The sequence below is a fragment of the Pseudomonas sp. P4_C3 genome, from assembly GCF_056402075.1.
In genome coordinates, this window is the sequence record NZ_JBFUIC010000024.1 from 13,262 (window position 1) to 37,709 (window position 24,448).

Here is a 24,448-nt window from a genome sequence, read left to right on the forward strand (position 1 = left end):
TCACTGAGAATGCCCCGATGAAAAAGTTTTTCAGCCTGCTCGCGACCTTGCTGGTGCTGGCCCTCGCGCTGTGGATCGGCCGCTCCTTGTGGGAGCACTACATGAACACGCCGTGGACCCGTGACGGCCGCGTGCGCGCCGACATCATCAACGCCGCCGCCGACGTTACCGGCGAAGTGGTGGACGTGCCGGTGCGCGACAACCAACTGGTGAAGAAGGGCGATTTGYTGATGCAGATCGACCCCGAGCACTACCGCCTTGCAGTCAAGCAGGCTCAAAGCCTGGTGGCATCGCGCAAGGCGACCTGGGAGATGCGCAAGGTCAACGCCCATCGTCGAGCCGATATGGACAACCTGGTGATCTCCCGGGAAAACCGTGACGACGCCAGCAATCTTGCTGACTCGGCCCTGGCCGATTACCAACAGGCCCAGGCGCAACTGGAAGCCGCCGAACTCAATCTCAAACGCACTGAAGTGCGTGCGGCGGTAGACGGCTATGTCACCAACCTCAACGTGCATCGCGGCGACTACGCGCGCATCGGCGAGGCGAAAATGGCCGTGGTCGACATGAACTCGTTCTGGGTCTACGGCTTCTTCGAAGAAACCAAGCTGCCCCATGTGCGCGTGGGTGATAAGGCCGACATGCAACTGATGAGCGGCGAAGTACTCAAGGGCCACGTGGAAAGCATCTCGCGTGGCATCTACGACCGCGACAACCCGGAGAGCCGCGAGTTGATCGCCGATGTAAACCCGACCTTCAACTGGGTTCGCCTGGCGCAACGGGTGCCGGTGCGCATCCACATCGATGAAGTGCCGGAAGGGGTGCTGTTGGCGGCGGGGATCACGTGCACGGTGGTGGTGAAGCAGGACAATGGTGCATGACAGGTAGACCGGTTCGGTCTCGCAGGCATAAGACAGAGGTTCACTCCTTGCAAAACGTCTCATGCAGATGCCGCCAGATCACCCGGCCATCGGCGTGTTTTTCAAACACCACCGTGGAGCGACGATCCGAGTGCAGTCCGGTCGCATCGGTCTGCTGCTCGCGGTAACTCACGGTCGCGCCGCCGTCGTACAACGCAATGCCACACAACTCGCTGAGCTCGATGCGGAACCCGAGTTTCTTGCCGCCCGCCAGCGTGAACAATTCTTTCAGCGCGTCAAAATCCAGCACCCGACCGAGCGGCGAGACCATGGAGAACTGCGGCGAAAACCGTGTCAGCAGTTTTTCGAGTTCGGACGCGTCCCGCTCTTCGGCCAGCCATTGTTCGATGGCCACGTGGGCCTGGATCACTTCGTCGAAGTATTCGGTGTAGTCGGTCATGGAAGTCATTCCTGAAATTTTGCAGTGTCTGTTCTGACGCCATCGCGAGCAGGCTCACTCCTACAGGGAAACGCATTTCAATGTAGGAGTGAGCCTGCTCGCGATAGCGGCGACTCGGTTTCAGAGCTGCCCGCGCAACCCGAACCGCTTCATCAGCCCGGATTCGAGCAAACCCTTGGGTAACAAACTGGCCATCAGCGGCAATGCACGACTGCCATTGCCCAGGCGCACCAGTCGCGCAGGTTTGTTCTGCTGCACAGCCTTGAGCAATCCGGCGGCGAATTCACTGGCCGGGGTCGGTTTGTCCTGGGAAGCCCTGGCCCGGGCGCGAATGCCTTCGCGCAGCGGAAACCATGGCGATTGCTCACTGATCAGTTGCTCGGCTTCGTGCCCGGCATTCTTGGCAAAGCTGGAAGCGATGGCCCCCGGCTGGACTTCCATCACTCGCACGCCGAACGGCGCCAGTTCCATGCGCAAGGCATCGCTCAAGGCATGCACGGCGGCTTTCGAGGCGCAGTAGGCGCCGGCGAATGGCGTGACCAACACACCCGAAACGCTGCCGATATTCACGACCAATCCTTTGGTCCGGCGCAGCACAGGAAACATCGCGCGAGTGACGCCAACGACAGCGAACACATTAGTTTCGAACTGGCGCTGCATGGCCGGTACGCCGCCATCGAGCAGTGGTCCCATGGCACCATAACCCGCGTTGTTGATCAGCACGTCGAGACCACCGCGCTCCTGGTTGATGCGGTCGCTCAACTGCTCAAGGGCAACACCGTCGTTTACGTCAAGTTGCACAGCGGTAAATCCGGCAGCGCTCAGCATGGCGACATCTTCGACCTTGCGCGCACTGGCCCAGACTTCATAACCAGCGCCCTTGAACGCATCGGCAAGGGCACGGCCGATGCCACTGGAACAACCGGTAATCAACGCAACGGGCATGGCGCATTCCTTGTGCAAAAAGTGGGGGAGGGATCAGTCGGAAAAACTACCCTGCAACCGCTCGGCGCGAAACTCCAGGGTTTCCGGACGGTAGCCAGGACGCAATGGCGGCAGCGGCAAGCAATCTTCCCAGTTGCCACCGGCCTGCAATTCGCCGGGGCCACGATAGCGTGGGGCGGTGTATTGGTTGTCGGCCAGGTTCACCGTATCGCCCGGTGCATAAGCCGCGACCCGCCAGCGCAACTCCGTCAGCGGCACGTCATTGCCGTTGTTCAGGGTCAATTGCAATGGGCGGTCGGCGGGACATTGTTGTGGCGCGTAACTGATGCGCAACTCCAGGCGTTGCAGTTGCTTGAGTTCGCGGTGGTCCATCCAGATGACCCAGGTCGCGACGATGCCCAGCCCAGCGGCAGCCGCCAGTGATACGGGCAAGGCCTTGGCCGGATAGCGCAGCAACAGGACCAGCCAGGTGATAACCAGCAGGACGCCGATGAACATGACATGAAATCTCGGGAATAGAGAGGTCATCCTACCTAAGCGAAGGTGGGGTTGGCGATGGGCGATTCGGTGGTGTGCTGCCTGGCCTCATCGCGAGCWWGCTCGCGATGAGGCCAGGCAAGGCAATACAAAACCCAGTGCAAAAAAAGCCCCCGCCCAGCCTGCTGCGGATAGGGAACGCAGTAGGCTGGACGAGGGCTTCTTGTTTTACTGAACGTTACTGCGCGATAGTCTTCACCGCAACCCCACGCTCAATCGGCGTCGAGCGCCCGTAGATATCCTCAAACCGCTCGATATCGTCCTCACCCAGATAGCTCCCCGACTGCACCTCGATGATCTCCAACGGAATCTTCCCCGGGTTACGCAGGCGATGCACCGAAGCGATCGGAATATAGGTCGACTGGTTCTCGGTCAGCAGGAACACGTTTTCGTCACAGGTCACCTCGGCGGTGCCGCTGACGACGATCCAGTGTTCGGCGCGGTGGTGGTGCATCTGCAGCGACAGGCAAGCGCCCGGTTTGACCGAGATGTGCTTGACCTGGAAGCGCCCGCCCATGTCCACCGAGTCGTAGGAGCCCCACGGACGGTAGACCTCGCAGTGGTTCTGGGTTTCGCTGCGGCCTTGTTCGTTGAGGGTGTTGACCATCTGTTTCACGCCTTGGACCTTGTCCTTGTGGGCGATCATCATGGCGTCCTTGGTTTCGACCACGACGATGTTTTCCAGGCCGATCACCGACACCAGTTTGCCGTTGCCGTGGATCATGCAGTTTTTGCTGTCCTGGATCACCACGTCGCCTTTGGTGACGTTGCCGTTGGCGTCTTTTTTATTGACTTCCCACAACGACGACCAGCAGCCGACATCGCTCCAGCCAGCGGTCAGCGGCACGACGCAGGCGCGTTGGGTTTTTTCCATCACCGAGTAGTCGATGGAATTGTCCGGGCAGCAAGCGAAGGTGGCTTCGTCGAAGGTGATGGTGTCGGCATCCTGATGGCTGCGTTCCAGGGTCAGCAGGYAGGTGTCGTAGATGTCCGGATCGTGCTTCTTCAGCTCTTCGAGGAAGCGGCTGGCGCGGAACAGGAACATGCCGCTGTTCCAGAAGTAACCGCCGGACTGGACGAACTCGGTGGCGCGCTTCACGTCAGGTTTTTCGACGAAGTGCGAGACGCGGCTTACGCCTTCAGGCAGCAGCGAGTCGTTGGTCGACTTGATGTAGCCATAACCGGTTTCCGGCTTGGTGGCCGGCACGCCGAACAGCACCATTTCACCGTTTTCGGCGGCGACGGTGGCCAGGGCCAGGGCGCGTTGCAGGGCCTTCTGGTCTTCCAGCACGTGGTCGGCCGGCAGTACCAGCATCAGCTCGTCGCGACCTTCACTGACCAGCATCATCGCAGTCAGGGCCACGGCCGGCGCRGTGTTGCGACCGAACGGTTCCATCAGGATGCGTTGGGTTTCCAGTTTGCGCGCCGCTAATTGCTCGTTGACGATGAAGCGGTGGTCCTTGTTGCAGACCACGATKGGCGWGTCCATSCCTTCGAACACCAGGCGTTCGAGGGTYTGCTGGAACARGGTGTGTTCGCCGGTCAGGGCCAGGAACTGTTTAGGGAATTGTTTGCGSGAAAGCGGCCAAAGACGTGAGCCACTACCACCTGACAAGATCACCGGAATCATGTTGTTACTCCTTGAATTTCGATTGGTTAGAGCTACTGCGTTCTGTCGTTTCACTCTTGTTTTTGTTCCGTGTCGCAGGGGTTGCGCTGCCTGTGTAGGAGCTGCCGAAGGCTGYGATCTTTTGGCGTATTCAATGACGCCGAGAATCAAAAGATCGCAGCCTGCGGCAGCTCCTACAGAGATCGACGTTACCTCTGCGGAAAAATCATTAGCGCGTCGACACCGGGCGTTTCACCCAGACCGGCGACAGGCTGCTGCCGCTGCCGGTGACGTACAGCACCGCGGCTTCACCGCGTTCCAGGGCGACCGGTTTTACGTCGCCGACTTTGGTTGCGCCGTCATACAGCGCCAGGCTGACCTTCACCGGGTTGATTTCACGTTCGCCACGGCCTTTGGCTGCCACGTTCGGGACCACGTCGGTCTTGCCATCTGCGGTCTTCAGGGTCAGCGCCTTGTCGCTGAGGTTTTGCATGCGTACCAGGGACTTCTGCTTGTTCTTGAACGGCGGCTCTTCGATCAGTTGCGGTGCGCCGCTGGCGTTGTTGACCAGGGTGTAATAGTGGTCGCCGGCCAATTTCACCGGCAGGCTCTGGCTACCGACCTTGGCGCTGTAGTCGCCGCCCGGCATGAAGCTGAAGTCACTGCTGGACAGTGGCGCGACGTCGCTCAGGTTGGTGCTGCCGACGGTGGCGCTGACTTCGGCGTTGCTGGCGTTGTAGATGCGCACGAAGGTCGAGCCTTTCGGTGCGGTCGGGCCGTACAGGGCGGCGTCGCCACCGGCGAAAGCCTGTACCGACAGCACGCTGAGGCCGGCAACCAGGGCAAAGCTTTTAGCGAGACGACGAGGAGTTGTAGTGAAAGTCATGGTGTACCTCTCTTTCAGTTTTGCGCCCGGTCGGGCGTCTCGGATTTGTTGATGTTGGCTACGTTTTGTTGGCGGGCGCCGGCTTGTTTAAGCTCTGCGACCCACTGCGGGTCGGCGTCGCCGATTTCGTTGTTCACGGGCAGATATCGTTCAGGGAACTCCCAGATCAGCACCTGTGGCGGGCTGTTCTTGAAGGCATCGCTTTTCAGGTAGCTGAGCATCGGCAGAATCGGGCCGTGGCCGTCTTCGGCGTAATTGACCACGTCGCTGTGCAGCGCCTGCTTGAGCGCGCCGACGAAGTTCCAGTTGGGGTTGGCGCTGTAGCTGGTGCCGATCAGGGCCACCGGCACTTCGGTGTTGGCGAACAGCGCGTCGTCGCCGGCGGGCCGATCTTCTGCCGCGACCGTATTGCGCTTCTGCAAGGTTTCTTGCTTGGGCATCAGGTTTTCGAACAGCGGGTCCAGTGGCAGGAACAGACGCAGGTCGCCCTTGTGGGTGACGGTTTCCGCAGGTTCGGTGACGAAGCGCTGCGGCTCGCCGCTCAGCGGATACTTGTCGGCGATGGTTTTGGCCAGACGGTTGGCAGCGATCTCGGCGCCTTGCGGCGTCCAGTGGGTGTCGGTGCGCAGGAACACTTGCTGACCATCCTGTTTGGCCTGTTGCAGCGGGCCGAGCAGGTCAGGGGCCGGAATCCGGTCGGCGGCCAGGCGCTGGTGGAAGTCCTTGTAGAGGTTGGCGTGGATGCTCGCCGGTTTCACTTCACCGAGGTGTTCCGGATACAGGCGCACCTTGGCCGGCACCACCGCCATCACCAGTTGCACGCCTTTCTCTTTCAGTGTCTGGCGCACGCCTTCGACCAGCGCGTAGTTGCCTTGCAGGTTCAACTCTTCGTTGACCACCGGGTGGAATTCTTCATCGCTGTACAACCACTGGTCGCGACCGAGCACCACGCCCGGACGACCTTCGTTGAACAGTTTGAAGTCCAGCGCGGCCCAGAGGTTGGTGCCCAGGCGCTTGATCGGGAACTCGTCGTCGTAGTGGGTTTCCACGGCCTTGGTCCAGCGACCGTTGAGCACCGTCGCATCGGCGTTGGTGCTGAAGCCGAAGAAGCTGCGCACCGACCACAGACCCAGCACCAGCAGGGTCACCAGGAACAGCACGATGTAGAAGATGCGTAATGAGCGGGTCATGGTCAGATCCCTCAGAACTGGAAGTAAAGGAACGGCGAGAAGCTTTGCGCCGAGAGTTTGAGAATCGAGGCGATGAACAGCAGCAGCACCAGCGCACGCATCACGTAGCGCGACCAGTCAGCGGTCCAGTAGGCCGGTTGCACCTGGGCTTCGACGCCGACGGTGTAGCCTGGCTGGTGGATGTTTGCCGGGTTATCCCCAGGCACGGCCTTGATCGTTCCCGGTGTCGCAGCGGCCGGGCCGTCGGCGTCGACGTTCACTGCAGGCTTGGTCTTCACCGGAGGCTGATTGGTGTAGAAATCGCGCAGGCCGAAGAACGCCAGGGTCACGTAAGCCACGATCAGCGTTGCCACTTGCAGGCCGGTGAGGCTGGCCTGGTTGAGTTCCGACAGCGACCAGTCACCGAAGCTGAACATCGCGCCGTACATGCGCCCGGCGACGTGCAGGTTTTCCGCGCGGAAGATCACCCAGCCCATCACCACCAGCAGGAAGGTCATCACCCAGCGGATCGGGTTGAAGCTGCGTGGAGAAGTATTCAGGCCGATGGCTTTTTCAATCGCCAGCCACATGCCGTGCCACGCACCCCAGACGATGTAGGTGATGTTCGCGCCGTGCCACAGACCACCGAGCAGCATGGTCAGGAACAGGTTGCGATAGGTCATCAGCGTACCTTTGCGGTTGCCGCCGAGGGTGATGTACAGGTAGTCACGCAGCCAGGTCGACAGGCTGATGTGCCAGCGCCGCCAGAACTCGGTGATCGACTGGCTGACGTAAGGCTGCTTGAAGTTTTCCATGAAGCGAAAACCCATCATCAAGCCCAGGCCGATGGCCATGTCGCTGTAACCGGAGAAGTCGAAATACAGCTGCGCGGTGTACGCCAGCGCGCCGAGCCAGGCATCGCCCGTGGTCGGATTTTGCAGGGCGAAGCAGTGGTCGGCCACCACCGCCAGGGTATCGGCGATGAAGACTTTCTTGATGAAACCCTGCATGAACCGCGTGCAGCCCTCGGAGAACTTGTCGAGGGTGTGGGTGCGGTTGTTGAACTGGTCGGCCAGGTCGCGGAAACGCAACACGGGGCCGGCGATCAGGTGCGGGAAGATCGCCACGAACGCCGCGAAGTCGATCAGGTTGCGGGTCGCCGGGGTGTCGCCACGGTAGACGTCGATGATGTAGCTGATGGACTCGAAGATGTAGAACGAGATCCCGATCGGCAACAGCACGTGGGTCAGGATGAATGGCGAAAGACCCACCGACGTCATCATCGCGTTGATGCTGTCGACGCCGAAGTTGGCGTACTTGAAGTAGCCGAGGATGCACAGGTCGACGGCCACGCCGAGCAGCAGCCAGCGCTGCGCCGGTTTGGTCCTGACCCCGGCGGCACCGACTTTCAGGCCGATCCAGTAGTTCCACAGCGTAACCGCCGCGAACAGTGCGAGGAAGTCCACACGCCACCAGGCGTAGAACACGTAGCTGGCAATCAGCAGCAGCAAAWTGCGATAGCGWTGCCCGCTCAGGTAGTACAAGCCGAGAAAGATCGGCAAGAACAAAAACAGGAACACGTTGGACGAAAAAACCATCCCGATCTCTCCTTGTTTGAACCAACAGTCAAGGGCCAACGGCCCCCCCAAACCCCCCACAGAAATCCGGGGGGTAACTCACAAAACTCACTTTCGACATCGACCCTGTGGGAGCGAGCTTGCTCGCGATGACGGAGTGTCAGTCRACATCRATGTYGAATGTCAGACCGCTATCGCGAGCAAGCTCGCTCCCACAGGTTTTGTGTCTGTATTCAAGAACCCTTGCTGCCTTTCTCGTTTGCCGGGTCGTAGACCTTGGTCAGGTCACCGCCGAGGCGGAAGGTCTTGAACGGTTGCATCTTGTGCTTCTTCGCCAGCACCTCCGGCGAGCAGGTGTAGAGCGAGCAGAACGGTTCGAGCCAGGCGAATTTCATGTCCTCCTTCAGGTCGGTCATGTCCTGTTCCTTGCCGTTCTTTTTCTCGAACTGGTCCGGGTCTTTCACCCCGGACAACACCCGGTCACCCAGGCGTTTGAGCGCGCCGTTGTTTTCCTGGCGCAGATCCACACCGTTGACCTGGGCGAAACTGGCGATCATCGCCAGCGGCGGCAGGGCGTAGTTGTGGTAGGCCAGCGCCCGTTGCTGGCGCTTGAGTTCGTTGGGCAGGTAGCCGTCGGCGTCGACCTGGCTGGCGCCGACCTTGTATTCCTTAACCGCCCAGTCGAACAGGTCGCGGCGGTTGGTGGCGACGGAAGTGGCCATCACCGACCAGGCGGCCCAGTACGAGTGGTTGTTGGTCTGGTCGAGCGGCAGGTTGTCCCAGTCGCTGACCACCTGGTCGGCCATCTTGCTGAACCAGGCTTCGATCAACTGCGCTTGCTGTTGATGGGTGGCCAGTGGGTGGGAGTCGGAAAACTTCAGGCGGATATACGCCGAAGCCATGCTGCCCAAGGCCCATTTGCGCATCGACTTGCCGGTGTGGTTGAAGTCCTTGGACATCAGCGCGTCAGCCTGGGCCCAGGCCGTCAGCCAGCTCAGTGTGCATTCCAGCTGTTCCGGACGACCGTCACGCATGAACTGCATCACGCGCTTGCTGGTGCCGCGCTCGATCTTGGTGATGTCGGCAGTACTTTCGCGGAAGGCTTTTTCCGACTGCACGTTCAGGGTCGCGCGGGACTTGTCCGAACCTTCGTACTTGCTGCGAAATTGCAACGAGCCGGTGTACGGCGTCGGCATCGCATCGCAGCCTTCGCTCTTGTCGCCCGTCTTGAATTTATCCACAGGCGCAAAATAGCCCTGGGGCGGACGCAGTGGCGCAGCCGCTTGTGTGGCCCCGGCGAACATCGCCAGGCTCAAGAGCGTCGGTGCCAACAGAGTTGAAAATTTCGGATAGCGCATAGCAGACCTCATTGCCCGACCGAAGCAGTACGCTGTTCGGCGCCCGGGAACACGTTGCGTTTGCAGATTTTCGCTTCGACTTTCTGAGGCGCGGCTCCGGCTTCGGGGCCCTGGACTTCAACGGCCAGCAGGTTCTGCGAGGCCCAGTCTTCGTCCGTGCGCAACTCGAAAGCGAAACGCCCGTCAGTCTCGGAGGTTTCCGGTTTGTCGATCTTGATGTCCTCGTGGCGGCCGTTCATGTACCAGAGGGTGGCTTGCAGGGTTTTCACCGAGGTGTCGGCGAAACGGATGTCGACCTGGTGGCTACCGTTGCGCAGGTCCATGTTCTTGCTGTTGACCATCAATTCGTTTTTGCCCGGCTTGAGCGTGGCGCTACCGGACATCTGTGCATCCTTGCCTTCGCAACCGTTGTCCAGCAGCGCCATCATCTGGCGGTAGATGGTTTCCTGGTCGAGGCGGTACAGCGGCGAGAATTCCCAGATGAGAATCTTCGGCGGGTTCTTCTGGAATTCGTCGCTGCCCAGGTACTGCAGCATCGAACCTTCCAGGCCACCGCCGGGGAACGCCACGTTGAGAATGTCGGCGCCGATGGCCTCTTCGAGGAAACCGGCGAAGTTGTAGTTCTTGCCGCTGTGGGAGGTACCCACGAGGGTGATCTGCGGGTTGCCGGAATCGCCGAACAGATCGCCATCGCCCGCTTCGCCCTTCGGTTCGGTGGTGAACTGATCCATGTACTGGATCGCGTAGCTGGTGCCACAGAGTTGACCGGCCATGTTGTGCAAGGTTCCGGTCTTGCCCATGCGACCTGACTTTTTGGTCTCGAATTCGCGCTTGGGAATGTCGGCGAATTCAGGCAGCTGCTTGACCTTCTCGGCGACGATTTTCGCCGTGCGCTGGGCGCCGTACGGGGTCCAGTGCTGGTCGCCACGGAAGTAGAAATCGTGGGCGGGCAGGGTGTCGGGCAACGACTCGTTGGTCAGCGGCGACAGGTCCGGGACCACGTAGCCCATCTGCGCAAAACGACCGAGCATGGACTTGTAGTTTCTCAGCGCCTTGTCGAAGTCGAAGCTGGCCTTCTCAGCCGGGTTGAGCTTGTTGCGGTTCACCAGGCCACGAGTCGGCTGGTACACGACAACCAGTTCAACGCCTTTGCTCTTGAACGCATCGTGCAGTTGTTTCATGCGTTTGTAGCCGGCGGGCGTGGTGTCGAATTCGGTGCGCAAGTCTTCTTGCGTACGGAACAACCAGTCACCCTGGGCCTGTACCAGCGTGGTGAAGTTCTGCTGGTAACGGGTGGTGTAGTTCTTCGCATCGTGGGCGGCCGGGCACAGGCTGCAGCACGGTTCCGCAGTGAAGCTGGGTGCTTTGACCTCATCGGCGCGAACACCACCGCTGGCCGCGAGAATGCCGGCGGTCAGGGCCGACAGGCTGAGTAATTTGATCAAGTGTGGGTGCATAAGATTATCCTCAGTCCCGCATTTCGGTCTGGCGTTCGACAGGGTCGATCAGCACGGCTTTCTGCTGGCGTACCAGCAGGTCGAGAATTTCATCCTGACGATCGCCAAGGATGCCGGTGAAGCTGATGCCGCTGGATTTGGTCGGTGCGAGCATCGACACGCGATACAGCTCGACACTCAGCGGCGAGTCGATGGACAGCGGGCCGCTGCCGTTGGCCGCCAGTTCACCACCGACCACGATCAGCGACACCTGGGCGTCGAACGGGTCGAGCTTGATGTCACGGTCGGTGTTGCTCAGGTCCTTGATGTGCCCGTAGACGCCGGTCAGACCGTTGGCCATGGCGACGTTTTCGTACAGGYGAATGTTCACGCTGTTACGAATGCGGATGCCGTGGCGCTTGTTGCTCAGCACGCGGTTGCCCCACAACAGGTTATCGGCACTCTCGTAGAGGGTGATGCCGTCGGTGTGGTTCTGGTAGATCTCGTTGTGGGCAATCAGGTTGTTCACGCTGTTACGGTCGATCACCAGCCCCGAGAGGTGGTTGTCGTAGCTGCGGTTGTTGAAGATGAAGCTGTCGTTGACCTCACGGGAAATAATGATCCCGTGCTTCTTCTTCGTTCCGTACACCGTGTTGTCGGCAATGATCAGACCGTGGGAACGGTCGTGCGGGTCAATGCCGTAGACGATGTTGTCTTTGTAGGTGTTGCCCTTGACCACGAAGTCGCGGGTTTCATAGCAATAGAAGCCGTACCACATGTCCGAGAATTCGGAGCCGACGATCCAGCCGGTCGGCTCAGGACGCTTGAGCACCTTGGCCATGTTCGGCGTGTACTGGGAAATACTTACGCCGTAGGACTTACTGTTGGCGTAGCCGAAGCTGGCGATCTTGCTGTTGGCGATGTAGGTCTCGGTGCCACCCCAGGACAGCAGGAACGGACGGAATTCCTTCGGCGAGTTGAACGTCGCCGGGCCGTTGTCCTTCTCGCGCCAGCCAGTGATTCTGGTATCGCGAACGAACAGTTGGCCGTCGTTGACCAGGAACGCACCAGCCTCCTGGGACAGGCGCAGTTCCTGGGTCTRCTTGTCGATTTCCAGGATGCCGTGACGACCGACCACGATCGGCAAGCGGGAGAGGAACACACCTGGCGAGGTTTCGCTGAAGTACTGCTTGGGGACCTTTTTCGCCAGGTCCTTGAGGTTCATGTAGCCATCGTCGACGAAGATCGCCTGGGGGATGCCGTGCTGACGCACCACCCACTCGGCCATCTTGTTGTCGCCACCGATGAAGTCCTTCAGGGCGTCTTCCTGCATCATCCGGCGCAGGCTGATCTTGCCCGGTTTGCTGCGCACGATCTTCGCGGCGATGGCTTCGGCTGTGTAGCCGGAAACGTCCGGCAGTTTCGGCGTGGCCAGTTCCAGCGGCGCGGTCGGTGCGCTGCTGACGGTGTAGGTCTTGGCCTGTTGCAGTTCCTTGGCCGTGGTTACCGGCTTCGCCGGTTCCACATTGGCGAAGGCAGTCGCGCTGGCCAGCAGCATCGCGCCGGCCAACAGGCTGATCGAGCCTTTTCGGGCTGGATGATTCATCTGGGAGACTCCCTTCGCAATGTGCATCAGAAGCGCCAGATCACGTCGATGAACGCGCGGTGCATGTACGAATCGACTTCCTTGCCGTACGCATCGCCTGGCTTGAACACGCCACCACGGAAGCGCACCAGGGCCGAAGGCTCGTCGATCGACTGGCTCAACGCCGCCGGCAACAGGCCTTGCTTGAAGTACTTGGTGACCACCAGGTCCATCTCCTGACCGAGGTCTTTCTCGCCATCGTTCAGCGGCAGGGACGTGGTGGAAAGAATTGCGCCGGTGGCATCGTCGGTGTTGTTTTCGACGGCGTTGATGCCATTGCTGCCGACCGGTTTGTTGCCGTCGACGCGCCAGAATTTGTGGTAGATCAGGCTGGCGTCGTATTCGTCGTTGAGCATCCACGAACCGAACAAAGTCGCGGTCTGCATGTTTTGCATTTCGCCACGGAAGGCTTCGCCGAAACGGTGAACCCGCGAGCGCGTACCGGTGTAGTTCGAGCGGTTGCTTTCCAAGCCGTTCTGTTCGTACTCGGCGCTGGCGCGGGCATAGGCGGCACCGACTTGCCATTGCGGATCGAGGCGCAGACGCACACCCAGGTCCGTGGCCCAGCCATTAACGTTGCCGCTGGATTTGGCTTGTGCCGGAGCGGTGCCATCAGCGTTCAGCGGGTTGACGATGTCGCGGTCGCCGCTCATGCCGGTGATGCTGCCCCAGTAATTGACTGTGTTGGTGTTGCGCCAGTTGTAGGCGTCGCTGTCGGCGGTGAGGCCGAGCCAGCTGATGTCGCCGTTCTGTTTCTTGTCCAGCGAATCCGCCGGCACACCTGGCTCCGGGAAGTCGAGCTTGCCGTTGTCGTGGGTGTGATGACCGCGAATGCCGACCCAGTTGCCCGGTGTCCACTGATACGACGCATCGGCGTAGGCGTGCAGGCGATCCTTGTCTTTCGGGGCGAGTTCCGTGAGGTCGGTGCGGTACTCGCTGAAACGTTCGGCGATCCCGACGTTGGCGCGCAACAGGGTTGTGTCGAACGTCCAGTTCAGGGCTTCGATGTTGGTGTCGCGCCATTGGCCGTCGGCGTTGTGCAGGCGTTGGCGACCGAGCTTCAACTGCTCGCCCGGATACGGAGTGAGTCCGCTGTAGCCGACCCAGAACTCGCGCATGGCCAGGTAGTTTTTCTTGGTCTTGCGATCACCGTTGTCGGTGGGCGTGGTGCCATCGCTGGCGGTCCCTTGCAAGGTGTCCGTCTCGATGATGTCGGTGGCAGTCACGGCTTGCCCCATGGCATAGGCGCTCCACGCGCCGCTTTCGCCATAGATCCATGGACGCAAGTCAAGGCCGACGCCGTTGACGTCGCCACCGCTCTTGGTACCGAGGTCACTGTCGTCTTCGGATTGGCCGGTAACCTTCACCTCGAGGCCAAAGTTCTTGGTCTCAGTCATCGCAGCGAGCGTCGGGCAAGACCAGATCAGCGCGAATGTCAGGCCGATGCCGGCCTTCATGAATGGATTCAACTTCATTGGGATTCCTCGCTGACTTCTTCTTGCAGGGTGTGCAGTTCCGGCGTGTTCGGGCTCAGGGCACCGCGCACGGCCTGTTCTTGTTTCAACAGGCGTTGGGCTTCGGCCAACCGGTCGGGCGGCAATTGCGTTTGGATTGTTTGCGCAAGCTCGGTGGCTTGCGGAGTGTTCTGGGCCAGGGCCAGTTGGCTGAAGACGTAGGCGTTCAGCGGATCAGGCTTGGTGCCCTTGCCCTGGGAAAACAGTTGGGCGATGGCAAAGTCGGCGCTGTTCTGGCCGTTGCGCGCAGCGGTCAACAGGTGGTCGAGGGCTTTCTGCGGATAGACCTTGCCCAGGTAGCCACGGCGATAGATCTGACCGAGGTAGTAATCGGCAGCGACTTCGCGGCCGACGGCTTTCTGGAAATGCTCTTCGGCGACCTTGGCGTCAGCCGGCACCAGTTTGCCTTCGAAGTAGAGCTTGCCCAGCAACAGTTCGGCGCGGGGCTGGTCGGCGGCGCGGCCGTTGTCCAGGTACTTCATCATCTGGTCGACGTCGCCCAGTTCGGGGAAGTCGTAGAGCAGTTGCGCGAGGCTGACCCACGACGCCGGGTAGGCCGGTGCGATCGGTTCGAGCAGCGACTGTGCGGTTTTCTCGTCGGTCTTGCCCAGGGACGCATCGGCGAGCACACGGGCAACGCTGTCGACGCGCTGCGCCGAAACGCTGCCGCGGGCATGCGCCGCTTGCATCTGCTTGATCAGCTCGGCCTGTTGCTCGGGCTTGGCCTGTTTCTGATAGACCGTGGCCAGCTCGACGTAGCAGATGTCGCTGGTGTTGAGTGCGGCCTTGCAGATTTTTTCCACGTCATCCAGATGCTGGTCGTAGGTGCCCTGGGTGCGATAGAGCAGCACCTGCGCCAGACCGGCTTCCGGTTTGTTCTCGGCACGCCATTGGCTGATCTGCTGTTGGGCATTCACGTTGGGAAAGCTGTGCGGGTATTGCAGGTACAGCATCGCCAACGGGATCAACGTGTTGCCTTCACCCGCGGCGGCGGCTTTTTTCAACAGGGTTTCGGCTTCGTGTTGTTCCGCTTCGGTGGAACCTGGCTTGGCCACCAGCAGACGACCGAGGCGTGCCTGGGCGCGCGGCGAAACGCTGGCCGCGGCGCGGTAAGTCGCCTCGGCCTGTTTCATCTGCGCCGGGTCGCGACTGTCGACCTGGATATCGGCCAGGCCGACCTGCGCTTCGCTGTAGCCCAGGTCTGCCAGTTGCCGGTAGTTCTGCGCGGCGGTGGCGGTATCGCCACGTTTGAGTGCTTCGTTGGCCAGGCGCTGGTCGGGCAGGCCGGCGCAACCGCTGAGGCTGACCGCCAGGGCTAGCGAACAGAACGCAAATCCCATGTGGGAGCGAGCTTGCTCGCGATGGGATCGACGCGGTCTGTCTGATGCACCGAGCCAGCCGCATCGCGAGCAAGCTCGCTCCCACAGGGTCGGCGGCGTGTTGAGGGTTGGAGTAGTCACAGGCATGTCCTCGACTTAAAGACCGACAGCCATGGCTTTGTCGATCAGCCAGTTCAGGTTCGGGCCACGGTCGCTATTGACTTCCACCGGGCGGCCGGCGAGGGAGCTGTCCAGGGTTTCGTCCGGCTGGATCAGCACGCGGATGTCCGAAGACAGATCGGCGCTTTTCAGGCTGGTGCTGCTGACGATCTTGCCGGTGCGGCTCTTGTCCTCGCCGGCGATCTGGAAGCGCACCGAAGTACCCGGGCGCACGTCGCCGAACTGGCGATAGGAGAAGCGCGCTTCAACATTGGCTTCGCTGTTGCGCGGCACCAGTTGGAAGATCACGTCGCCCTTGCTGGCGTACTGACCGTTGGCGACCATTTGCTGGGCCACGGTGCAGTCGCAAGGCGAGGTCAGGGTGCCGGTCATCTGCTTGCCGAACAGTTCTGCAACCTTGGCCGGTTGCAGTTGGTCTTCGTCCAGATGGCCCTTGAGCACGTCGAGCATGCTGGTGCTAAAGGTCGCCAGTGGTGCGCCCTTGGCGGCCACGCCGTCGGCTTTCACCAGGCTCTGCACGGTGCCGTCGCGGGGCATGGTGATGTTCACGCCCGGCACGCTGACCAGACCGGCCTGGGCGTGGCTGACGAAGTACATGCCGTACACCGATTTGAAAACAAAGCCGAATGCAGCCAGGCCGACAACGAAGATCCCCAGGCTGAAGGTCACGGCTTTCATGCGGCCGAGCGCGGACATGCCGTGGCCGCCGTCCTTCATCTTGCGCGCCTTGGTGAAGTTGTCGCGCTGCAGGGTCGCCAGCATTTCACCCACGCTGACAATGTCGCCAGCCAGGTGCGAAGTGATCAGGTGGCGCAGGGTCGAGATGTCCCGTTGTTCCAGGTTCTGGAACTGGCAGCCGGCGCGTCCGGTCTCGCGATCGAAGGAGCGGACCTGCAACTCGACGTCGATGGCCAGGCCGAGATTGTCGATGAGGAATTGCAGGCGGGCCTTGTACACGTCACCGATCTTCAGCGGCAATTGACCGGCGTTGAATGCCAGGCCACCGGCGGACAGGTCGATCACCCGGGCTTCGACCGGCGTCCGGTCAGGGCCGAAGAAACGCAACTTGGCCGGGATTTTCACTCGGGCGTGTTGGCGCTGGGCTTCGGATTCGTGCACTACGTTGGCGTTGACGGCGGTATTCATAGGGGGCGTTTTCCTAGTTAATTCAGGCGAGTTCGGTCAGACCATCAACAGCAGCACGGCGACAAAAATGCTGCCGGCAGAGAAGGTCATGGTCCGAGACGACCAGGTGTTGAACCAACGTTGAAAGCTGGCGAGATCACGGGTCAGAGAGGTGGGTTGGCGAGTCCAGGACTGTTTGTCGAGGCGGAAGAACACGTAGATCTTCACCAGCGCGCCGACGATCTGGTTGTAATAGAGAATCGCCGGGTAGGCCGGGCCGATCCGGTGTCCGGAGCACGACAGCAACAAGGTCAGGATGAACCGGGTAATGCCGATCCACAGCAGGTACACCAGGATGAACGCGGTGCCGTACTTGAAGCTGGCGATCAACGCCACGGTCAGGCCCAGCAGCGAGGTCCACATCGACACGCGCTGGTCGAACAGCACCACCGAAGTGAACACACCGAGGCGTTTGATCCCCAGGCCCAGGGCACGGGAGTTCTGCCGCAGGTTGTTGCCGTACCAGCGGAACATCAGTTTGCGGCTGGCCTTGATGAAGCTCTTTTCCGGCGGGTGTTCAACGGTGTTGATCGCCGCGTCGGGCACGTAGAACGTGTCGTAGCCCAGGCGCATCAGGCTGAACCAGCTCGACTTGTCATCGCCGGTAAGGAACTTGAAGCGACCCAGGCGCCAGTGTTGCAGCGAGTCGCTTTCCACGTCGGCGATGAAGTCCGGGTTGGTGACCACGGTGGCGCGGAACACCGACATGCGGCCGGTCATGGTCAGCACGCGCTTGGACAAGGCCATCGAGCACATGTTGATGTGGCGCTGGGCGAAACGCAGTTTGTGCCATTCGCTCATGATGTAGCCGCCGCGCACTTCGCAGAACTCGTTGGTGGTCAGGCCGCCGACGTTGCCGAACAGCTGGAACCACGGCACGGTCTTGAGCACCACGCCTTCAGCCAGCACGGTGTCGCCATCGATCACCGCGACCACGGCGCGATCATCCGGCAGGTGCCGGGAGATGGCGCGGAAGCCGTAGGCCAGGCCATCGCGTTTGCCGGTGCCGGGAATGCGCACGAAATCGAGCTTGACCCGGGACGGCGGATTCATCCGGTTCCACAGGCTTTTGACCAGCAGCTCATCGGACATTTCCACGATGGAGCAGACCACGGTGGTCGGCAGGCCGCAGTCAATGGCTTCGCGGATTACCGAGCTGTAGACCTGCGCAGTGGTCAGGGCATCGATACGGAAACTGGTGACCATCAGGAACACGTGGGACGGGTCAGCCGCTTTGCCCAGCTTGCGCACTTTACGCCGCAGGTACGGGTAGACGATGTACAGAAAAATCATGCCGCGCACAAAGTGCGTGGCACCCATCGAGTAGCGCCAGATACCCACGGCGCCAATCAGGAAAATGAAGTCCTTCGACTCGGAGTCGAACGTGGACACGGGCAACGCCATGGCGAGGCCCATCAGTAAACTCAGGTAGAACAGCCAACCGGCGGCCTGGAGTAGGCCGTGTTTTAGCCTGTGCATAATCTGCATCCGTCTCGATCTCGGGCGAGCCTTTGGGGTGGCCCGATGGGGTTAAGGCAGGCCTGTGAAAACTGGCGGCACCCGCTCTGGATGACGCCAGAATCCCTGTAGGAGCTGGCGAAGCCTGCGATCTTTTGATCTTCAGCAATCACGYCGGCGCCAAAAGATCGCAGCCTGCGGCAGCTCCTACAGATACCGCGTTACCAGCAGATACCTTCAGTCCGGCCAGTCACGCTGGTGGCCTTGGACATGAAACCGACCAGGTCGATCACTTGCTTGCCGTGTGGAACGTCCTGCACCAGAGCGCGGAACTTCTCGTCGCGGTTGCCGAGGATGATCACGTCGGAGTTGTTGATCACCGCGTCGAAATCGGAGTTGAGCAAGGACGAGACGTGAGGGATCTTCGACTCGATGTAGTCCTTGTTCGCACCGTGAACACGGGCGTATTCGACGTTGCTGTCGTAGATACTCAGGTCATAGCCCTTGCCGATCAGCATTTCCGCCAGGTCGACCAGCGGGCTTTCGCGCAGGTCGTCGGTACCGGCCTTGAAGCTCAAGCCCAGCAGGGCGACTTTGCGTTTGTCGTGGCTGGAAACGATGTCGAAAGCGTTCTGCACCTGGGATTCGTTGCTGCGCATCAGTGAGTTGAGCAACGGGGCTTCCACGTCCAGGGAACCGGCGCGGTAGGTCAGGGCACGCACGTCTTTTGGCAGGCACGAGCCGCCGAAGGCGAAGCCTGGGCGCATGTAGTACTGGGACAGGTTGAGGGTCTTGTCCTGGCAGACCACGTCCATCACTTCGCGACCGTCGACGCCGACCGCCTTGGCGATGTTGCCGATTTCGTTGGCGAAGGTGACCTTGGTGGCGTGCCACACGTTGCAGGTGTACTTGATCATCTCGGCGACGGCGATGTCCTTGCGGATGATCGGTGCGTCGAGCTCTTCGTACAGCGATTGCAGAACGTCGCCGGAAGCCTTGTCGAATTCGCCGATGACGGTCATTGGCGGCTGGTCGTAGTCGGCGATGGCGGTGCTTTCGCGCAGGAACTCAGGGTTCACGGCCACGCCGAAATCAACGCCGGCTTTCTTGCCGGAGCAGTCTTCGAGAATCGGGATGACCACGTTGGCCACGGTACCCGGCAGCACGGTGCTGCGCACGACGATGGTGTGGCGGGTGGTCTTGTCACGCAGGACAAAACCGATTTCGCGGCACACTGCCTCGATGTAGTTCAGTTCCAGATCACCGTTCTTTTTGCTCGGCGTGCCCACGCAGATCATCGACAGGTCGGTGTCGCGAATCGCCTCGGCGAAGTTGGTGGTACCACGCAGGCGACCGGTCTGGATGCCCTGGGCCAGAAGTTCACCAAGGCCCGGTTCAACAATCGGCGATTTGCCGGCATTAATCATATCGATCTTGTCTTTGGCCACATCGACGCCAACGACGTCATGGCCCCGTGCAGACAGGCAACCGGCACATACTGCGCCGACGTAACCCAAACCAAAAATGCTGATGCGCATCGCAATTACCTCTCTGTTATCAAGCCTGTATACATCAAGCCATTAGATGGCCGGAGTTAATGGTGTTCAGCGTGTTTTAGTGCACTCGCAAGTGTGCCTTACAGGCACAGCAATGCCGTGTGCTGGCATATAAGTTACGAGTGTCTAAATAAATGCACTCAAGGTGTGCGCAACTAGGCCTTGTTGTTATGATTTGCCCTGTTATGCAGCCGATCCTCCTGTCGGAAGGATGCAGGTGCAACGGCCTTGCACGCTTGATGTCAGGCCGAAAGCCCGTGGATCAAGCGGTTGGGTGCTCGGGTGAGCACGTTTATAGGGGCGCTGCCGTGGCCTTGTAGGGGATAGTCATACCGCGTTATCTCCTGTCCGATTGCTGTTGTCCAAATCAGTGATTAGTCAGCGCAAGTTAGTGTTTCAACTTCGCTACGTGAATCGCTTATCTGCGTAAGTTATCTCGTACACGCTCGGCGAGAATCGTTACCGGTGGTATGAGCGGCGCGTTTGGACATAGTTCCAGTCCGCTCATCGTGAAATCTGAAATTTCTTGAAATATTGAGAAAGGTGGCACTGCTCTCAAACTGATAGCACTTGCCGTTTCGCCCTTTATATATAGGCGGATCATTGGGCGGGATATTTTTTTGCCACTACTGTTAAAAAAAGTCAGTGCCACTACGCAAAAAAAAGATCGAAGTCGAGTGAAACTAAAGTTAGAAAATTGGGCGATGTATTTTTGGCGCCATAAATATGGCGAAAAGGCGGGGAAGGTTGAAGTGAGTCAAGGGTCGGCGCACGAGAGTTGTGGAGGTCGTGCGCCGACTGGGTGCATCACTCTGGTGCGTGATCGCGCAGAAACACCAGATTGTCCGGTTTGGATTGTTCGGTGCTGTAGCGATAGCCTTGAACGTCGAACTGCTTGAGGGTGGCCGGGTCGTTGATGCGTTCTTCGATGACGAAGCGGCTCATCAAGCCGCGAGCCTTTTTCGCGTAGAAGCTGATGATTTTGTACTGGCCGTTCTTCAGGTCCTTGAATTCGGTATTGATGATGCGCGCGTTCAAGGCGTTGCGCTTGACCGCCGAGAAGTACTCGTTGGACGCCAGGTTGAGCAGCACGTCATCGCCTTGATCGACCAGGGCTTCGTTCAGCCATTCGCTGATGCGCGTGCCCCAGAAGGCATACAAATCCTTGCCCCGGGCGTTGGCCAGCCTGGTGCCCATTTCCAGGCGGTAGGGTTGCATCAGGTCCAGCGGACGCAGCAGGCCATAGAGACCCGAGAGCATGCGCAAGTGTTTTTGGGCGTAGTCGAAATCGGCTTCGCTGAGGGTTTGCGCATTCATGCCGGTGTAAACGTCGCCCTTGAACGCCAATAGAGCTTGCTTGGCGTTTTCCGGGGTGAACGCGGGGGTCCAGCTGCCGAAGCGCGCGGCGTTGAGCCCGCCAATCTTGTCGGAGACGTGCATCAACTCGCTGATCTGCGCCGGGGACAGCTCACGCAATTGCAGGATCAACTCCTGGGAGTGGTCGAGGTACTGCGGCTGGGTGAAGCGCTGGGTCGCCGGCGGTGTTTCATAGTCGAGGGTCTTGGCGGGTGAAATCACCATCAGCATGAAGTCGTCTCCTTTAATCGTGGCGGCGATTCTAGGGGGTTGTCGGTGTTGACTCCAGCTATCGCGTCCATAGGTGATGGCCGGTGGCTTGCATCAAACCCTGTGGGAGCGAGCTTGCTCGCGATGACGGTGTGTCAGCTGACATCATTGTTGAATGCCAGATCGCTATCGCGAGCAAGCTCGCTCCCACAGTGATTCAGTGATGCTGCGGGAGTCGAGTCTGGATCAGCTATAGTGCCGCGCGGGTTTTGTTATGGAGACATCCCATTGCGTATCGCTTTTCTCATCTCGATCTGGCTACTGAGCTTCGGCGCCATCGCGGCACCAAGCGATGTGGCGACGCTCGATCGCAGCACCTGGCCGGAAAAGCTCGGTAACCCGACGCTGTTCGACGTGGCGTCGAGGGCAGAAATCCTCATGTTTTCCAGTGTCCTGTTGGCCAGCGAGTCGCTGGATGAACCCGCCCTGGCCCAGCGCCTGGGCTTGCGCACGATCAATCTGGAGTCGGTCAACCGGGTTCGCCAGCGTCTGTGGCAACGGCTGCTGGCCAACTACAACTTCGCTCAACAGAGTTGCGACCAGGATGCCTCCTTCTGTTTCCTGGTCGAAGACATGCCCACCTTGCGCGAGCAGGCTGCCAAATTCCAGGTCGGCGCAGACAGCTACTACATCAAGTGGGCCGAGCCGAGCCGTGTGTTCCACACCCAGTACCTGGACGAGCAGTTGCGCAAGGCCGCGCTGTTCCCGCAAACCAGCAGCGAAGTCGATCGTTTCGGCGACTATGAGCGCAGCGGCGACGAGATGCATGACCGGCTGTTTCTGCTGACTTTCGACAGCGCTGCCAATGCCGTGCCGGATAACACCGCCTGGGTCACCGAGTACCTGCGCAAGTCGAACCTGAGCGGGACATTCTTCGTCCTCGGCAAGGACATCCAGGCCCGTTTGGCCGAGCATTCGGTGAGTAACCTGCAAGCGACCTACTCGACCCAGTGCATCGGCGTACAAGGCTGGGAGTTCCGTTCCCACAGCCACTGGCAGGACTGGCAGGACTCGGTGCGCCGCAGTGCCGAACTGGTCAAAAGCAAGCTGCCGGAGAACTACGTGCCACTGTTCCGTCCGCCCGATGGCCAGCGCCGTTCCGATGCCGAAGGCTTCTTCAAGGCTCAGGGGCTGCAGGTAGCGCTGTGGGACATCGATGCCCTGGACGGCGCCGGCAAACTCAAGGGCAACCCGAGTGCGCAACGGGTGCTGACCCTGATGCTGCTCTGGCGGCACGGGGTGATCAATTTCAATGTGAAGCAGGATGGGGTGAAAACGGCGTTGCCGTGGCTGGTCACGCAAACGGCGCCTGTCGGAATCGGCTGGGAAGATTGCCAGGATGCGTTTCGCTGAAAACGACAAAACCCCGTAAACATTGGGTTTATGGCGATTTTGGAAGGGGATTCGCTGCAGGTTGACTTCCGACTGTAAACGGGTGATGGCAGTCCGCCAAGTGTTATTGGTCAATCTGCAAAATAAACTTCAAAAAAGCGTCAAAGTACTTTTTTCTGTCACACGTTTTGGAGTATTACGAAGACAGACCGCCGAAACCTGCAACACAGGTGGCGTCTTCCAAGACCCCGCATGTATGCAGAACACTTGAGTCCCCGCAGGTGTACTCGGCAGTCACTTCGAGGCGCAGCACTGTCAAGGTATTGCGTCGACTGGCTCCCACAAAGGTGACCGAGTATGGATGATCACGGACGTAGCTCTTCTTCCAACCAGCCAATCCTTTATGTACTCGATACCAACGTATTGATTCACGATCCAAACGCGCTGCTTAACTTCGAAGAACACCACGTCGCGATCCCGATGACCGTGCTYGAAGAGCTCGACAAGCTCAAGAGCGGGCATCACAGCGTAGCCGCCGAATGCCGCCAGGCCATCCGCCTGATCGACAAGACCCTGGGCGATGCCTCTCCCGAGGACGTCGAGCAGGGTGTGCCGATCCAGCGTGGCAAAAGCGGACCCAAGGGTTTGCTGTCAATTCTGATGAGCAAGCATGCCGAGCCGAACCTGATTCTGCCCGAGCACTTGAACGACAACAAAATCATCAATCAACTTATCGACCTTCACGCGCGCGACCCGAAGAAGCCCGTGGTACTGGTCACCAAAGACATCAACATGCGCCTCAAGGCGCGCGCCTGCGGGATCGCGGCCGAGGACTACAGCACCGACCAACTGGTCGATGACGTGTCCTTGCTGCCCAACGGCTACCACAACATGACCGGCTCTTTCTGGGACCGCGTGAGCAAGGTCGAAACCCGTCAGGACCACGGCCGCACCTGGCATCAGGTGCAGTTGATCGACAACCTGCCGGCGGTGCACATCAACGAATTCATCATTGATGAGCAGGGCTTTGTCGGCTGGATCAAGGAGATCGAAGAGGACCGCTTGCTGATCCTCGACCTGCACCAGGAACCGCTGCTGCACCAGGAGGCCTGGGGCCTCAAGCCGCGTGATATCTATCAGAGCCTGGCGTTGTACGCCTTGCTCGATCCGGACATCCACCTGGTCAACCTGTCGGGTGCCGCGGGTTCAGGTAAAACCATCCTGGCGCTGGCCGCTGCGATCGAGCAGACCATGGTCAGCAAACGTTATCGCCGCATCATCGCCACCCGCAGCGTGCAGGGCCTGGACCAGGAAATCGGCTTCCTGCCCGGCACCGAAGCGGAAAAAATGGAGCCGTGGCTGGGCGCCATCACCGACAACCTCGAAGCCTTGCACATGGATGATGAAAGCACCCATGGCAGCGTCGATTACATCCTCAGCAAAGTGCCGTTGCAGTTCAAATCCCTCAACTACATCCGGGGCCGCAGCTTCCAGCAGAGCCTGATCCTGATCGACGAATGCCAGAACCTCACGCCGCACCAGATGAAAACCATCATCACCCGTGCCGGCGCCGGTTCCAAAGTGGTGTGCCTGGGCAACCTGGCGCAGATCGATACCCCTTACCTGTCCGCGACCAGCTCCGGGCTGACCTACCTCACTGAACGCTTCAAGGACTTCCCGAACGGGGTGCACATCACCCTGCAAGGGGTGCCACGTTCGATCCTGGCCGAATACGCCGAATCGCATTTGTAACGGTCCACCGGAACCGGGCGGCCCTACAGCCGCCCGGTTTTTTT

General features: G+C 60.0%; 19 protein-coding genes. 3 read left to right on the forward strand and 16 right to left on the reverse strand.

The window, feature by feature from the left end; all coding sequences use genetic code 11:
- Positions 1-17 precede the first annotated feature (17 nt).
- Positions 18-881: an efflux RND transporter periplasmic adaptor subunit gene (locus AC1DVH_RS07165; protein ID WP_477753197.1), complete on the forward strand. Its 864-nt coding sequence runs from the start codon at positions 18-20 to the stop codon at positions 879-881.
- Positions 882-921: 40 nt separating this feature from the next.
- On the opposite strand, the gene AC1DVH_RS07170 is transcribed toward AC1DVH_RS07165, so the two are convergent.
- The 16 genes from AC1DVH_RS07170 to yaaA all read right to left on the reverse strand — a co-directional run bounded on the left by AC1DVH_RS07170 (position 922) and on the right by yaaA (position 21,281).
- Positions 922-1,320: a DUF4440 domain-containing protein gene (locus AC1DVH_RS07170; RefSeq protein WP_477753198.1), complete on the reverse strand. Its 399-nt coding sequence runs from the start codon at positions 1,318-1,320 to the stop codon at positions 922-924.
- Between the two features lie 120 nt (positions 1,321-1,440).
- Entirely contained in the window at positions 1,441-2,265 is an 825-nt protein-coding gene (locus AC1DVH_RS07175; RefSeq protein ID WP_477753199.1) for an SDR family oxidoreductase, read from the reverse strand.
- A 33-nt stretch (positions 2,266-2,298) separates the two neighbouring features.
- On the reverse strand, positions 2,299-2,763 hold the full coding sequence (locus AC1DVH_RS07180; protein ID WP_477753200.1) for a multidrug transporter: 465 nt from the start codon (positions 2,761-2,763) through the stop codon (positions 2,299-2,301).
- 217 nt (positions 2,764-2,980) lie between these two features.
- A complete protein-coding gene (locus AC1DVH_RS07185; protein ID WP_477753201.1) occupies positions 2,981-4,432 on the reverse strand; it encodes a mannose-1-phosphate guanylyltransferase/mannose-6-phosphate isomerase in 1,452 nt (483 codons plus the stop codon).
- A gap of 208 nt (positions 4,433-4,640) precedes the next feature.
- Positions 4,641-5,297: an alginate O-acetyltransferase AlgF gene (locus AC1DVH_RS07190; protein WP_477753202.1), complete on the reverse strand. Its 657-nt coding sequence runs from the start codon at positions 5,295-5,297 to the stop codon at positions 4,641-4,643.
- 14 nt (positions 5,298-5,311) lie between these two features.
- Entirely contained in the window at positions 5,312-6,487 is a 1,176-nt protein-coding gene (locus AC1DVH_RS07195; protein ID WP_477753203.1) for an alginate O-acetyltransferase, read from the reverse strand.
- 11 nt (positions 6,488-6,498) lie between these two features.
- Positions 6,499-8,064, reverse strand: a complete 1,566-nt coding sequence (locus tag AC1DVH_RS07200; protein ID WP_477753204.1) for an MBOAT family O-acyltransferase — start codon at positions 8,062-8,064, stop codon at positions 6,499-6,501.
- Positions 8,065-8,276: 212 nt separating this feature from the next.
- Complete coding sequence (locus AC1DVH_RS07205) at positions 8,277-9,401, reverse strand: mannuronate-specific alginate lyase (protein WP_477753205.1); 1,125 nt, start codon at positions 9,399-9,401, stop codon at positions 8,277-8,279.
- Positions 9,402-9,409: 8 nt separating this feature from the next.
- Positions 9,410-10,858, reverse strand: a complete 1,449-nt coding sequence (locus tag AC1DVH_RS07210; protein ID WP_477753206.1) for an alginate O-acetyltransferase — start codon at positions 10,856-10,858, stop codon at positions 9,410-9,412.
- Between the two features lie 10 nt (positions 10,859-10,868).
- Positions 10,869-12,443 carry a mannuronan 5-epimerase AlgG gene (gene algG / locus AC1DVH_RS07215; RefSeq protein ID WP_477753207.1) on the reverse strand — a complete coding sequence of 525 codons (1,575 nt, stop codon included), beginning with the start codon at positions 12,441-12,443 and terminating at the stop codon, positions 10,869-10,871.
- Positions 12,444-12,469: 26 nt separating this feature from the next.
- On the reverse strand, positions 12,470-13,957 hold the full coding sequence (locus AC1DVH_RS07220) for an alginate export family protein (protein WP_477753208.1): 1,488 nt from the start codon (positions 13,955-13,957) through the stop codon (positions 12,470-12,472).
- Positions 13,954-15,456 (reverse strand): alginate biosynthesis TPR repeat lipoprotein AlgK, encoded by a 1,503-nt coding sequence (gene algK / locus AC1DVH_RS07225; protein ID WP_477753209.1) that lies wholly within the window; start codon positions 15,454-15,456, stop codon positions 13,954-13,956. The genes AC1DVH_RS07220 and algK overlap by 4 nt, the downstream gene beginning before the upstream one ends.
- Before the next feature lie 15 nt (positions 15,457-15,471).
- Complete coding sequence (locus tag AC1DVH_RS07230; RefSeq protein ID WP_477753210.1) at positions 15,472-16,641, reverse strand: PilZ domain-containing protein; 1,170 nt, start codon at positions 16,639-16,641, stop codon at positions 15,472-15,474.
- Positions 16,642-16,677: 36 nt separating this feature from the next.
- Positions 16,678-18,159: a mannuronan synthase gene (gene alg8, locus AC1DVH_RS07235; RefSeq protein WP_046041957.1), complete on the reverse strand. Its 1,482-nt coding sequence runs from the start codon at positions 18,157-18,159 to the stop codon at positions 16,678-16,680.
- 200 nt (positions 18,160-18,359) lie between these two features.
- Positions 18,360-19,676, reverse strand: coding sequence for a nucleotide sugar dehydrogenase (locus AC1DVH_RS07240; protein ID WP_223459840.1), 1,317 nt, complete (start codon positions 19,674-19,676; stop codon positions 18,360-18,362).
- 825 nt (positions 19,677-20,501) lie between these two features.
- Positions 20,502-21,281 carry a peroxide stress protein YaaA gene (gene yaaA, locus AC1DVH_RS07245; protein ID WP_477753211.1) on the reverse strand — a complete coding sequence of 260 codons (780 nt, stop codon included), beginning with the start codon at positions 21,279-21,281 and terminating at the stop codon, positions 20,502-20,504.
- 267 nt (positions 21,282-21,548) lie between these two features.
- On the opposite strand from yaaA, the gene AC1DVH_RS07250 reads away from it, so the two are divergent.
- Entirely contained in the window at positions 21,549-22,673 is a 1,125-nt protein-coding gene (locus AC1DVH_RS07250; protein ID WP_477753212.1) for a polysaccharide deacetylase family protein, read from the forward strand.
- 336 nt (positions 22,674-23,009) lie between these two features.
- Positions 23,010-24,404 carry a PhoH family protein gene (locus AC1DVH_RS07255; RefSeq protein WP_008050144.1) on the forward strand — a complete coding sequence of 465 codons (1,395 nt, stop codon included), beginning with the start codon at positions 23,010-23,012 and terminating at the stop codon, positions 24,402-24,404.
- The last annotated feature ends 44 nt before the right edge of the window (positions 24,405-24,448 follow it).

Excerpts from the sequence above, each read along its gene's own strand:
- AC1DVH_RS07170 (WP_477753198.1), bottom strand. The coding sequence starts at position 1,320 with ATGACCGACTACACCGAATACTTCGACGAAGTGATCCAGGCCCACGTG.
- AC1DVH_RS07175 (WP_477753199.1), bottom strand. The coding sequence starts at position 2,265 with ATGCCCGTTGCGTTGATTACCGGTTGTTCCAGTGGCATCGGCCGTGCC.
- AC1DVH_RS07180 (WP_477753200.1), bottom strand. The coding sequence starts at position 2,763 with ATGTTCATCGGCGTCCTGCTGGTTATCACCTGGCTGGTCCTGTTGCTG.
- AC1DVH_RS07190 (WP_477753202.1), bottom strand. The coding sequence starts at position 5,297 with ATGACTTTCACTACAACTCCTCGTCGTCTCGCTAAAAGCTTTGCCCTG.
- AC1DVH_RS07195 (WP_477753203.1), bottom strand. The coding sequence starts at position 6,487 with ATGACCCGCTCATTACGCATCTTCTACATCGTGCTGTTCCTGGTGACC.
- AC1DVH_RS07205 (WP_477753205.1), bottom strand. The coding sequence starts at position 9,401 with ATGCGCTATCCGAAATTTTCAACTCTGTTGGCACCGACGCTCTTGAGC.
- AC1DVH_RS07210 (WP_477753206.1), bottom strand. The coding sequence starts at position 10,858 with ATGCACCCACACTTGATCAAATTACTCAGCCTGTCGGCCCTGACCGCC.
- AC1DVH_RS07220 (WP_477753208.1), bottom strand. The coding sequence starts at position 13,957 with ATGAAGTTGAATCCATTCATGAAGGCCGGCATCGGCCTGACATTCGCG.
- AC1DVH_RS07230 (WP_477753210.1), bottom strand. The coding sequence starts at position 16,641 with ATGAATACCGCCGTCAACGCCAACGTAGTGCACGAATCCGAAGCCCAG.
- alg8 (WP_046041957.1), bottom strand. The coding sequence starts at position 18,159 with ATGCACAGGCTAAAACACGGCCTACTCCAGGCCGCCGGTTGGCTGTTC.
- AC1DVH_RS07240 (WP_223459840.1), bottom strand. The coding sequence starts at position 19,676 with ATGCGCATCAGCATTTTTGGTTTGGGTTACGTCGGCGCAGTATGTGCC.
- yaaA (WP_477753211.1), bottom strand. The coding sequence starts at position 21,281 with ATGCTGATGGTGATTTCACCCGCCAAGACCCTCGACTATGAAACACCG.